This window comes from Micrococcus sp. R8502A1 (genome assembly GCF_006704135.1).
Lineage (GTDB): Bacteria > Actinomycetota > Actinomycetes > Actinomycetales > Micrococcaceae > Micrococcus > Micrococcus luteus.
Genome location: NZ_VIGS01000003.1, coordinates 1 through 12,166, shown reverse-complemented (window position 1 = coordinate 12,166; position 12,166 = coordinate 1). Strand labels below are relative to the sequence as shown.

12 protein-coding genes are annotated in these 12,166 nt (G+C 72.3%); 2 read left to right on the top strand and 10 right to left on the bottom strand.

The window, feature by feature from the left end; translation table 11 throughout:
* The 10 genes from trpA to FLM69_RS01110 form a co-directional block, all read right to left on the bottom strand.
* Positions 1-807, bottom strand: a complete 807-nt coding sequence (gene trpA, locus FLM69_RS01155; protein ID WP_061867938.1) for a tryptophan synthase subunit alpha — start codon at positions 805-807, stop codon at positions 1-3.
* Positions 804-2,129 carry a tryptophan synthase subunit beta gene (gene trpB, locus FLM69_RS01150; RefSeq protein ID WP_061873152.1) on the bottom strand — a complete coding sequence of 442 codons (1,326 nt, stop codon included), beginning with the start codon at positions 2,127-2,129 and terminating at the stop codon, positions 804-806. The genes trpA and trpB overlap by 4 nt, the downstream gene beginning before the upstream one ends.
* Positions 2,130-2,158: 29 nt before the next feature.
* Positions 2,159-2,965, bottom strand: coding sequence for an indole-3-glycerol phosphate synthase TrpC (gene trpC, locus FLM69_RS01145; protein ID WP_061867936.1), 807 nt, complete (start codon positions 2,963-2,965; stop codon positions 2,159-2,161).
* Between the two features lie 5 nt (positions 2,966-2,970).
* Positions 2,971-3,294 (bottom strand): HGxxPAAW family protein, encoded by a 324-nt coding sequence (locus FLM69_RS01140; RefSeq protein ID WP_061867935.1) that lies wholly within the window; start codon positions 3,292-3,294, stop codon positions 2,971-2,973.
* Between the two features lie 125 nt (positions 3,295-3,419).
* Positions 3,420-4,025: a Trp biosynthesis-associated membrane protein gene (locus FLM69_RS01135; RefSeq protein ID WP_141842744.1), complete on the bottom strand. Its 606-nt coding sequence runs from the start codon at positions 4,023-4,025 to the stop codon at positions 3,420-3,422.
* Positions 4,025-5,575: an anthranilate synthase component I gene (locus FLM69_RS01130; protein ID WP_141842742.1), complete on the bottom strand. Its 1,551-nt coding sequence runs from the start codon at positions 5,573-5,575 to the stop codon at positions 4,025-4,027. The genes FLM69_RS01135 and FLM69_RS01130 overlap by 1 nt, the downstream gene beginning before the upstream one ends.
* Complete coding sequence (hisI, locus tag FLM69_RS01125) at positions 5,572-5,952, bottom strand: phosphoribosyl-AMP cyclohydrolase (RefSeq protein ID WP_141842741.1); 381 nt, start codon at positions 5,950-5,952, stop codon at positions 5,572-5,574. Before hisI ends, FLM69_RS01130 begins: the two co-directional genes overlap by 4 nt.
* A 44-nt stretch (positions 5,953-5,996) precedes the next feature.
* Positions 5,997-6,767 (bottom strand): imidazole glycerol phosphate synthase subunit HisF, encoded by a 771-nt coding sequence (gene hisF / locus FLM69_RS01120; RefSeq protein WP_141842739.1) that lies wholly within the window; start codon positions 6,765-6,767, stop codon positions 5,997-5,999.
* 46 nt (positions 6,768-6,813) lie between these two features.
* Positions 6,814-7,662 carry an ATP phosphoribosyltransferase gene (hisG, locus tag FLM69_RS01115; protein WP_141842737.1) on the bottom strand — a complete coding sequence of 283 codons (849 nt, stop codon included), beginning with the start codon at positions 7,660-7,662 and terminating at the stop codon, positions 6,814-6,816.
* Positions 7,663-7,715: 53 nt separating this feature from the next.
* Positions 7,716-7,979 carry a phosphoribosyl-ATP diphosphatase gene (locus FLM69_RS01110; RefSeq protein WP_010078767.1) on the bottom strand — a complete coding sequence of 88 codons (264 nt, stop codon included), beginning with the start codon at positions 7,977-7,979 and terminating at the stop codon, positions 7,716-7,718.
* 1,357 nt (positions 7,980-9,336) lie between these two features.
* Here FLM69_RS01110 and FLM69_RS01105 point away from each other — a divergent pair.
* Complete coding sequence (locus tag FLM69_RS01105) at positions 9,337-10,758, top strand: hemolysin family protein (protein ID WP_141842735.1); 1,422 nt, start codon at positions 9,337-9,339, stop codon at positions 10,756-10,758.
* Between the two features lie 20 nt (positions 10,759-10,778).
* Positions 10,779-11,774 (top strand): CNNM domain-containing protein, encoded by a 996-nt coding sequence (locus tag FLM69_RS01100; RefSeq protein WP_370510494.1) that lies wholly within the window; start codon positions 10,779-10,781, stop codon positions 11,772-11,774.
* Positions 11,775-12,166 lie beyond the last annotated feature (392 nt).

The window sequence follows — 12,166 nt, the reverse complement described above, 5'->3', positions numbered from 1 at the left end:
TCAGCCCTCCCGGACGGCGCCGGCGGCCAGCTCGCGGGCGAGGGCGCCGACGGCCTGCGGGCCGCCCTCGCCGAGGGCGCGGACCAGGGCGGTGCCCACGATGGCGCCGTCGGCGTACGCGCCGATCTCTCGCACGTGGGCCGCCTGGGAGACGCCCAGCCCGACGCACACGTGCTCGGCACCGGCCTCCTTGGCGCGGCGCACCACGGTCTCGGCCGCGGTGGACACCGCGTCGCGGGCGCCGGTGACGCCCATGACCGACACGGCGTACACGAAGCCGCGGGAGGACTCGACGGTGAGGCGCACCCGCTCGTCCGTGGACGAGGGCGCGGTGAGGAACACGCGGTCCAGGCCGTGGCGGTCCGCGGCCTCCATCCAGGCACCGGCCTCCTCGGGCACGAGGTCAGGGGTGACGAGACCGGCGCCCCCGGCCTCGGCGAGACGGCGCGCGAACTCGTCGACGCCCATGCGGTCCACCAGGTTCCAGTACGTCATCACCAGCACGGCGGCGTCCACGCGCTGCGTGACGCGCCGGATGATCTCGAACACGTCCGCCACGCGGAAGCCGGCCCGCAGCGAGGCCTGGGTGGCGGCCTGGATCACGGGGCCGTCCATCACCGGGTCGGTGTAGGGCAGGCCGAGCTCGATCACGTCCGCGCCGTTCTCGGCGGCGACGACGACGGCCTCCACGCACTCGTCGACGCTCGGGTAGCCCGCGGGCAGGTAGGCGACGAGGCCGGTGCGGCCGGCCGCCTTCGCGGCATCCAGGGCCGCGGCGGTCTTGGAGTGTACGGTCATGCCGGTCACTGCTCCTCTCCGGGGGTCATCTCCTCGAGCGGGTCCTTCTCCTCCGTGGCCGTGCCGAGGCCGAACCAGGCCGCCGCGGTGGCGACGTCCTTGTCCCCGCGGCCGGAGAGGTTCACGATGATGATCCGCTCCTCCCCCTCCGGGGCGTCCGGCCCCACGAGGCCCTCGTCCGCCCAGCGGCGGGCCAGGCGCAGCGCGCCGGCCAGGGCGTGGGCCGACTCGATGGCGGGCGTGATGCCCTCGGTGCGCGTGAGCCGGAGGAAGGCGTCCATGCACTCGGTGTCCGAGACCGGCTCGTAGACGGCGCGGCCCGTGTCGTGCAGGAAGGCGTGCTCCGGGCCGACGGCCGGGTAGTCCAGGCCGGCAGAGATCGAGTGGGAGTCGATCGTCTGCCCGTCCTCGTCCTGCATCAGGTACGTGCGGGCGCCGTGCAGCACGCCGGTGCGTCCGAGCGTGATGGACGCGGCGTGGCGGCCGGTCTCGAGGCCCTCGCCGCCGGCCTCGAAGCCGTAGAGCTCCACCTCAGGGTCGTCGAGGAAGCCGTGGAACAGGCCCATCGCGTTGGACCCGCCGCCCACGCACGCCGCGACGGCGTCGGGCAGGCGGCCGGCCTGGGCCAGGATCTGCTCGCGGGCCTCTTCGCCGATCACGGAGTGGAAGTAGCGCACCATGGCGGGGAACGGGTGCGGGCCCGTGACCGTGCCCATCAGGTAATGCGTGGTGTCCACGGAGGCGACCCAGTCCCGCAGGGCCTCGTTGATCGCGTCCTTCAGGGTGCGGGCGCCGATCGCCACGGGGACCACCTCGGCGCCGAGCATCTGCATGCGCGCCACGTTCAGGGCCTGGCGGCGGGTGTCCTCCTCCCCCATGTACACGGTGCACTCCATGCCGAACAGCGCGGCCGCCGTCGCGGTGGCCACGCCGTGCTGGCCGGCGCCGGTCTCCGCGATCAGGCGCGTCTTGCCCATGCGGCGGGCGAGCAGCGCCTGGCCGATCACGTTGTTGATCTTGTGCGAGCCGGTGTGGTTGAGGTCCTCGCGCTTGAGGAAGATGCGCACGCCGGGGGTGTCCGCGGCGAACCGCGGCACCTCGCTCAACAGAGAGGGCCGGTTCACGTAGTCCCGGAAAAGGGTCCGCAGCTCGGCCTCGAAGGCGGGGTCCTGCCGCGCCTCCTCGTAGGTGCGGGTGAGCTCCTGCAGCGCGGCCATGAGGGACTCGGGCATCCACTGCCCGCCGTAGTCGCCGAAGTAGGGCCCGGCCTGACCCTGATAGGGCCCCTCGAACTCGATCGCGGGCTCGGTGCTCGGACGGTCGGCGCTCATGACGACCACGCTCCTCGGGTCTGGTTCGGTCAGCGGACGGTGAGGGACGCGGCGCGGAACGCGCGCAGCGCCTCCTCGGGGGCGCCGTGGCGCACGAGGGCCTCGCCCACGAGCACGACGTCGGCGCCCGCGGCGGCGTAGGCCTTGATCTGCTCCTCGGACTCGACGCCCGACTCGGCGACCCGGACGACGTCCTCGGGCAGCCCGTCGGCCAGCGCGGCGTAGCGGGCCGGGTCGACGTCGAGGGTCTTGAGGTTGCGCACATTGACGCCGAGGATGCGGGCGCCGGCGGCGACGCCGCGCTCGATCTCCTCGGGCGTGTGGGCCTCCACGAGGGCGTGCATGCCCAGGGACTCGGTGAGCTGCAGGAAGCCGGCCAGCTCGGCGTCGTCGAGGGCGGCCACGATCAGCAGGACCAGGTCGGCCCCGTGGGCGCGGGCCTCGTGGATCTGGTACTCGGTGACGGTGAAGTCCTTGCGCAGGACCGGCAGATCGACGGCGGCACGCACGGCGTCCAGGTCGGCCAGGCTGCCGTCGAAGCGGCGGGCCTCGGTGAGCACGGAGACGGCGCTGGCGCCGCCGCGCTCGTACGCCCGGGCCAGGGTGGCCGGCTCGGGGATCTCGGCGAGCGCGCCCTTGGAGGGGCTCGCCCGCTTCACCTCGGAGATCACCCGGATCCCCGCCGGGTCGGTGCGTCCGCCGTGCAGGGCCGCGTGGGCGTCGCGCGGCGCGGGGGCGGCGGCCACCAGCTCGGCCAGGCGCGCCTCGGGCACGGCACGGCGACGAGGCTCGAGGTCCTCGCGGACGCCGTCGATGATCTCCTGGAGGACGGACACGCGGATCAGTGACCGTGCTGGCCGCGACCCGCGCCGGCCTTGCCGGCGACGATGCCCACGACGACCCCCACGGCCATCAGGGCCAGGCCGATCCACACGACGACGCTCCAGTCGGCGAGCAGGCCGACGCAGCCGGCCACGAAGCCGACGAGCACGAGCGCCACCATGGCCCACGCGCCGGGCGAGTTGCCGTGGCCCGGCAGCTCGAGGTGGGTCGGGTCGTTGAGCACCCGGCCATCCTCGGTGACGACGACGTCCTCGACGGCGCCGCGGCGGGCGGCGCGACGGGTGGTGGGCTCGGTGTGCGCGGTGTTCGCGGTGTGGCTCATGGCTGTCCCTCACTGGTGCGTGGTGTACATGACGACTGTCCCTCATTGTGCCATGCGGGCACGGGGCCGGGCCCGCGTGACCCGGGACGACCCGGGCGGTGCGGGGCGGTCCGAGAGACGGGCACTCACGTGGGGTCGTTGCCGCGGGACAGCTCGTCCCACGCGTCCATCTGGTCCACGCGCCGGCGCTGGGCCGCCTCGCGGGCGGACTGCGCGGGCTGCTCCCCGGCGGCGGCCGGGCCGGGCTCGGAGGCCGCAGGCGCCTTCTCGTAGCGCCGGGACGAACGCCAGCCACGGCCCGCCAGTGCCGCCACGACGCCGCACAGCGCCGCGAGGACGCCGCCGGCCGCCGCGACCCACGGCCACGCCGTCACGGCGTAGTCCTGCGCGAGCGCAGTGGTCCCGGTCGCGTCGGCGACCGCGGCGGCCGCCGTCGTCGCCGGGTCCAGGGCGGCGGTGACCGAGGTCGAGGCGATCACGACCCCGGCCAGCGCCATGAGCACGCCGACGATCACGGCGCCGAGGCGCCGGGCGGTGGTCAGGGCGAGGGCACCGGCCATCACGACCAGGGCCATGGCGGTGGTGACGGGCGCGGCGGCGCCGCCCGACGTCGTCGCCTCGGAGGCGATCCCGCCGGACAGGCCCGTGGCGGTCACCCAGGTGCGGCCCGCCGTGAGCAGGACGAGCGCGCCGGCGGCCAGCGCGGCGAGGACCACGGTGCGGCGGCGCATCACGCCTGCCCCAGCTCGCCCGCGGTCAGCACGGACCGCAGCGGCGCCGTCGCCTTGGTGACGGTCTCGGCGGTCTCGGCGTCGGGATCGGAGTCCGCGACGATGCCGGCGCCGGCCTGCACGTGCGCCTGGCCGCGGTGCAGCGTGGCCGAGCGGATGTTGATCGCCATGTCCATGTTGCCCGCCAGGTCGAAGTAGCCGACGACGCCGCCGTAGGGCCCGCGCTCGGTCGGCTCCCACTCGTCCAGCAGCTGCAGGGCGCGGGGCTTCGGGGCGCCGGACAGCGTGCCGGCGGGGAAGGCGGCGCGGAGGACGTCGAGCGCGTCGACGTCGTCGCGCATGCGGCCCTCCACGTGGGAGACCAGGTGGAGGATGTGGCTGAACGCCTCGAGCTCCATGAACTGGGTGATCTCGACGGTGCCGGGGCGGCACACGCGCGAGAGGTCGTTGCGGGAGAGGTCCACGAGCATGAGGTGTTCGGCCCGCTCCTTCTCGTCCTCCAGCAGGTCCTTGCCGAGGAGGCGGTCGTCCTCCTCGGTGGCCCCGCGCCGCCGTGAGCCGGCGATCGGATGGGTGACCACGCGGCGGTCCCGCACGGTGACGAGCGCCTCGGGCGAGGAGCCCACGATCTCGTACGGCTCCCCGTCCGGGGTCTCGAAGGAGAAGAGGTACATGTAGGGGCTCGGGTTCACCGTGCGCAGGACGCGGTACACGTCCAGACCGGTCGCGTCCGTGGTGACCGAGAAGCGGCGGGAGACGACGGCCTGGAACACCTCGCCGTCGCGGATCGCCCGCTGGGCCTTCCCGACGGCCTCCCGGAAGCCTTCGGCGCCCCACCGGTCCTCGGCCTGGGCGGCGACCTCGTCCGCGTCCGCCTCGAGCCAGCGGCGCGGGACGTCGCTGACCGGGTCCGCGGCCGGGGCGGCCAGGCGCTCGACCATGGCGTCCAGACGGGCGAGCGCGTCGTCGTAGGCGCGGTCCGCGCCGGTGGCCAGGCCGTTGCCGTTCACCGCGTTGGCGATCAGCGTCACGGTGCCGTCCAGGGCATCGTGCACGGCCAGGTCGGTGACGAGGTTCATCGCGAGGTCGGGCAGGCCGAGGTGGTCCTCGGGCGGGTGCGGCAGGCGCTCCCACGCTCGGACCGTGTTCCACCCCAGGAAGCCGGCCATGCCGGAGACGAGGTGCGGCAGAGCGCCTCCGACCTCGGCGCGCACGTCCGTGCGCAGCAGGCGCAGGCACGCGGCGAGCACGTCCAGGGCGCGGCCCTGCGTGGGCAGCCCCTCGGGTGGGGTGCCCTGCCAGTGTGCCTCGCCGTCCCGCGAGGTCAGGGTGACGGCGGAGCCGGCCCCGATGAAGCTGTACCGGGACCATGCCGCGCCCGGGGTGGCGGACTCCATCAGGAAGGTGCCGGGGCGGGAGCCGGCCAGGCGCCGGTGGATCGCCAGCGGTGTGAGGCCGTCCGCCAGCACCGTGCGGACCACGGGGATCACGCGGGCGGTGTCCGCCAGGCGCAGGAACTGCGCACGGGAGGGAGTGGTGGCGGCGGTCATCGGGCGGCCTCCTCGGGGTCGACGGCGGCCGGCGGCATGACGAGCTCGCGGCCGGTGAAGCAGGTGCGGGTGCCCGTGTGGCAGGCGGGGCCGGTCTGGTCCACGGTGAGCAGCAGGGTGTCGCCGTCGCAGTCCGCGTGGACCGCGCGCACCCGCTGCAGGTGGCCCGAGGTCTCCCCCTTGCGCCACAGCGCGCCGCGCGAGCGGGACCAGTAGGTGGCCCAGCCGGTCTCGAGCGTCGCGCGCAGGGACTCCGCGTTCATCCACGCCATCATGAGCACCTCGCCGGTGCCCTCCTGCTGGGCGATGGCGGGCACCAGGCCCCGGTCGTCGAAGGTCACGGAGGCCACGAGGTCGTCGGGCGGGGAGAGGCTCATGGAGGTCCAGTCTAGGGAGCCGGAGATGGGCGTGGCCGACGGGGTCAGCGGACGGTGTGCCCCGCCTGCCGCAGGGCTTCCTTGACGCGGGCGAGCATGTCGTCCGGGCCGAAGTGGAACAGGGAGGCGGCGAGCACCGCGTCCGCACCGGCCGCGACGGCGGGCGGGAAGTGCTCGGGCTCGCCGGCGCCGCCGGAGGCGATCAGCGGCACGCGCGTCACGGCGCGCACGTCCCGGATCATCTCCAGGTCGAAGCCCTCGCGGGTGCCGTCCGCGTCGATCGAGTTGAGCAGGATCTCCCCCACCCCGCGCTCGGAGGCCTCCCGGCACCAGGCGACGGCGTCGATGCCGGTGCCCTGGCGGCCGCCGTGGGTGGTGACCTCATAGCCGGAGGCGCAGCCCGGGTCCTCCGTGCGCCGGGCGTCGAGGGAGAGCACGAGGACCTGGGACCCGAAGCGGCGGGTGATCTCCGTGATCACCTCGGGCCGGGCCACGGCCGCCGTGTTGACGGAGACCTTGTCCGCCCCCGTGCGCAGCAGGCGGTCCACGTCCTCGACGGTGCGCACGCCGCCGCCCACGGTCAGCGGGATGAAGACCTCCTCGGCCGTGCGGGTCACGACGTCGTAGGTCGTGGCGCGGTCCGAGGTGGAGGCGGTGACGTCGAGGAACGTGATCTCGTCGGCGCCGGCGGCGTTGTAGCGGCGGGCGAGCTCGACCGGGTCGCCCGCGTCGCGCAGGTTCTCGAAGTTCACGCCCTTGACCACGCGCCCGGCGTCCACGTCCAGGCAGGGGATGACACGCACGGCGAGGCTCACGTCGGCTCCTTCGTCTCGGGGGGCTCGGGCGGGACGGCGCGGGCCGTCAGAGGCGGATCGCGTGGATCGCGGAGATCAGGATGCCGCGGGCGCCCAGGGCGTACAGCTCGTCCATGACGCGGTTGGCGTCCGGCTTGCGGACCATGGAGCGCACGGCGACCATCGTCTCGTCCCGCAGCGGGGAGACCGTCGGTGACTCCAGCCCCGGGGTGACCGCGGTGGCCGCCTCCAGCAGGTCACGGCGGATGTCGTAGTCGATCATGACCCACCGGCGGGCCACGAGCACGCCCTTGAGGCGGCGCAGCAGCACGTCGAGGCCCTCGGGGCGCTCCCCCGCGCGGCCGATCAGCACGGCCTCCGAGTCGAGGATGGGCTCGCCGAAGACCTCCATGCCGGCGGCGCGCAGGGTGCTGCCGGTCTCCACGACGTCGGCGATCGCGTCCGCCACGCCGAGCTTGACGGAGGACTCCACGGCGCCGTCGAGGTGCACCACCGTGGCGTCCAGGCCGGTGCGGGCCAGGTAGTCGGAGAGCAGGCCGTCGTAGCTCGTGGCGATGCGCTTGCCGGCGAGCTGCTCGGCGGAGGTGAAGGAGCCGACGGGGGCGGCGAGACGGAACACGGAGCGGCCGAAGCCGAGCCCCATGATCTCCTCGGCGGTGTCCCCCACCTGCGCGTCGCAGAACAGGTCGCGGCCGGTCAGGCCGACGTCGAGGGTGCCCTGGCCGACGTAGACGGCGATGTCCCGGGGACGCAGGTAGAAGAACTCGACGTTGTTCTCGGGGTCCACGAGGACGAGCTCGCGGGAGTCCCGGCGTTGCCGGTAGCCGGCCTCCTGCAGGATCTCACGGGCGGACTCGGACAGGGCGCCCTTGTTGGGCACGGCGATGCGCAGCACGCGTCGGTCTCCTCGGGGTGCGGTGGGGCGGGCGGGGAACGGGGCCGGCGGCCTCAGAGGTGGCGGTAGACGTCCTCGAGGCTGATGCCGCGGGCGATCATCATGGTCTGCACGTGGTACAGCAGCTGCGAGATCTCCTCGGCGGCGGCCTCATCCGACTCGTACTCGGCCGCCATCCAGACCTCGGCCGCCTCCTCGACGACCTTCTTGCCGATCGCATGGACGCCGGCGTCGATCTGGGCCACGGTGCCGGAGCCCTCGGGGCGCTCCTGCACCTTGCGCGTCAGTTCCGCGTACAGCTCGTCGAAGGTCTTCACGGGACCACCCTAGCGACCCTGCCCCTCCAGCCCAGACCGGAGTCGGTCATTGTGACGGACGGGACGGCGGGGTCTTCGCCACGCGCTGCACCTACGGGCCCACGTGGGACGTGCCGGCCGCTCAGCGTCCTCCCCCTCCCATGTCTGCACGTTCCTTCACTCCCATCGGGGCACGCGCGCGAGGCGGCCGTGGACGTGGGGATGACGGGCTGAACGTGCCCGTCCGGTCCGCACGCATGGCCCGGGCGACCTCCGACAGGTGGGCACGACACGCTCGTTTCTGACCCCAGCGACGACACCGCTCCTTGCACACCTGAGACACCACCAGGTCGATCACTGCCCCGAACCCCGCCCGGGCCCACCGCACCAGATCTCTTCCGCGACGCACACATCCATCTCGTCGACTGTCCACGCGTCCGGGCCTCGGGTCCAGGCCCTGGAGGTCACCGGCGGGCGGCTCGGCCGCGCCCACGTCGCCGACGGGGAACAGGAATGATGCGGCGAGAGGATCTGGGGGTAGCCGTCGTGGCCCTCCTCCCCTTCCCGGACGAGGAGCAGAGCCCCGCGCTCGGACCCGCGAACTGGAGCATGACCCACCACGATGAAGGCGACCCATCCCGTCCCGCACACCGAGTGAGCGCCCGGTTGCAGCGAGCGCAGAAGATCCTCTCCCGCTGGCGGGTGGCCACGGGCAATGCGGTGGAAGGCAGGGAATGGGAGCGGGATCCCGGTGATGCGCAGCTCGTGGAGATGGCTCGGCTGCCCAGCAGTGCCGAGCTGCCCAGCGCTGGAGCCTGGCTTCCGGGGCTGGAGATCCTCATGGGCCTTCGTCGCAGACCTGGTGCCGGGCCCCCTCAACCACCGGCTCGCCACGTGCTCGTTCTATCGGGAGAAGGCTTCGGCGCCCGTCCCCTCGGCGCGTCGCCATGCTCGCCCTGACGTGAGCCGACGTTCGTGGGTGCGGGGCGTCGGCCGACTCCCACGGGGGTGGCCTCACACGCACCCGACGGTCTGTCCCACCACGTCTCAGACCCTCCGACACTTCTGTCCAACAGCTCGGTTTGGGACCGTTTCTGACGTGATGCTCTCGTGGGCGGACGGGGCGTGTAAAGGGGTATACCCGGCTGGACATCCTGGCGGGCAGGTGCCCGATGTCGGCGGCGAGGCCACACCCCACCTTGCCCTGCGACCGGTTACCGGTGGTAATGTGCCGCCATTATTCATTCGACCCCTTATGGAGCCCCTGAATACATGAGCGACGGCCCAGCCGCCTGCCCTGGTGACAGTCCGAGCGTCACCCCCACCCCACCCCGCAGCTGGCGGGGTCGCCTGCACCTCGTGGGGAGGTGACTCAGGCATGGATCCAGTCCTGACACTGATCCTCGGATCCCTCATCATCCTGGCGATCATCGCCGCCAACGGCTTCTTCGTGGCCCAGGAATTCGCGTACATGTCTGTAGACCGCGTCCGCCTGCAGACCGCCGCCAAGGCCGGCGACCGCGCCGCCGCCCGCGCACTGCAGGTCACTCGCCGCACCTCCTTCATGCTCTCCGGCGCGCAGCTGGGGATCACGGTCACAGGCCTCATGGTGGGCTACGTGGCAGAGCCGATGGTGGGTGCGGCCCTGACCGAGTTGCTCGGCGGCACCGCACTGCCTTCTGAAGTGGTCATCGCCATCTCCACGCTGGGCGTACTGGTGGTGGCCACCCTGGTGCAGATGATCATCGGCGAGCTGTACCCCAAGAATTTGGCCATCGCCAACCCCGAGCCCCTGGCCCGCGCTCTGGCCCGGCCCACACAGATCTACCTCGGCCTGTTCGGCTGGCTCATCTGGGTCTTCGACAAGGCGGCCGAGGTGCTGCTCAAGCTCCTGCGCATCGAGCCAGTGCACGACGTCGACAGCACCGCCTCCGCCGAGGACCTGGACCGCATTGCCCTGGACTCCAGAGCTTCCGGATCCTTGCCCGCGGAGGTCTCCGTCCTGATCGACCGGGTGCTGGACTTCCCAGACCAGGACGTGCAGCACGCGATAATGCCCCGCTCGCGTGTGGACGAGGTTCAGCCCCAGACCTCCCTGGCTCAGGTGCGCGACCTGATGGCCACCGGCCACACCCGCTACCCGGTGATCTCGAACGAACACGAACCGCTCGGGGTAGTCCACCTCACCGACCTGCTCGGTGAGACCCGGATAGCCCCGGACACCCCCGTGTCCGCCCTGATGCGCCCTGCACTGGTGCTGCCCACGATGATGTCCCTGCCCGACGCAGCCCGGGAGCTCGACGGCTCAGGGCAGCAGATGGCGTGCATCGTGGACGAGTTCGGCGGCTTCGTCGGCGTGCTCACAGTGGAAGACCTCGCGGAGGAGCTCGTGGGCGAGCTCACGGACGAGCACGACCTGCACCCCCAGGAGGAGATCACCGCCACAGGCCTGCACTCCTGGGTCCTGAGCGCAGAGGCCCACCTGGACGAGCTCGAGCGCCTCGTCGGGCACCCCCTGCCCGTGACCGAGGCCGAGTCCGCCGCCGGTCTGACCATCGACGCTCTGGGCCGTCTGCCCCGGGTAGGCGAGGTCATCACGATCGACCTGCCCGAGGACCCACGAGACTTCGGGGCTGAGGAGGTCTACGACCGCCACCTGCAGGTCGAGGTCCTCTCCATCCAACGCAGGGTCCCAGCTCGACTGCGGATCCACCTCATCGAGGTGCCCCGCTCTGACACCGCCGGCAGCCATGCCGCCCACGAGGCCCAGCCCGACGCCACCACGGACGAGGAGCGATGATGCACGGTCCACTGATCGTCATGCTCGTGACCACAGCGCTGATCGTGCTCAGCGCCATCTTCGTCATCATGGAGTTCTCCCTGCTGGGCGCCCGCCGGCACCGACTGGAGTCCGAGGCAGGACGCAGCCGCGCCGCACGGGCCGCTCTCAAGGGAGTCGACGAGCTGACCCTCATGCTCGCCGCAGCCCAGTTGGGCATCACCTTGTGCACCTTCGCCCTGGGGGCGATCACCAAGCCGGCCGTCGACGTATGGCTCGGCCCCGTCCTGGAGGACTGGGGCATCCCCGCAGCGGCAGCCGGAACCGCCTCCTTCGTCCTGTCCTTGCTGGCCGTGACCTTCCTTCACCTGGTCATCGGGGAGATGGCCCCCAAGTCCTGGGCCATTGCCCACCCCGAGGCCGCAGCCAAAGCCGTGGCCGTGCCCGCACGCGCCTTCGTCTGGACCGTTCGTCCCCTGCTGCTGCTGGCCAACCGGCTGGCCAACCGCCTGGTGACCCTCAGCGGCGTCACCCCCGTGGACCAGGCCGCCGTGGGCGGCTACGACGCAGCGGCCATTCGTCAGCTGGTGGAGCACTCCGCCGCCGCCGGCACCCTGGACCGGCAGAACCATGAAGCCTTGGCCGGTGCCCTGGACCTTCAGACCCTCACTCTCGGGGACCTCCTCCCCCAGGGTCAACGCCCGGTCAAGGTCGCCCCCGATGCCGACGTCGAGGCGGTCCAGAATGCCGCTGCGCGCTCAGGGCACCTGCGTATCCTGGTCCAGCCGGACCACACCCCCGAGAGCGTTCCGGGCGTCGTCCACGTGCGGGACACCCTCACGATGGAGTCTTCTGCGCCGATCCAGCCGCTCATCCAGGAGGCTCTGACGCTGCCTTCCACCACACCGTTGCACGAAGCACTTGCCTCCATGCGCCGCAACAGCCGTCAGCTGGCCGCAGTGACCCAGGACAACCGGTTCACTGGGGTCGTCACCCTCACCGACGTCTTGCGCGGAGTGTTGCCCCGCGCGGCTTGAGTCCACACCTCGGCAACACCACCGCGGGGGCCGCTGAAACGGCCCCCGCGGTGGTGTGGACAAAGAATCAGAATCGGCACAGTGGCCTCGCCCCCCCCATTCCGGCCTCAATGGGCTCAGTCATGCTCCGACTCACGGGCGTGTAACGGCTAAATCGGTCGTTTGTGGCGGCTGCTCGGTGTGCCGCCCGGTGTCATGTGTGGCTTGCGCCGCTATATGGCGGGGTTCTGTCGGAGCTCAGTGGCGGCCTCCAAGCACGCGGGCAAGAGGGCGCTGCGAGTGAGGCTCACGTTCCGCAAGCCGATCCTTCACCGGGACAGCGGCCGACGGCAGGCCGGAGGAATAGGCGTCGCGATAGGGTGCACCCCGCGCAACAGAACCGTTGCGAAAGG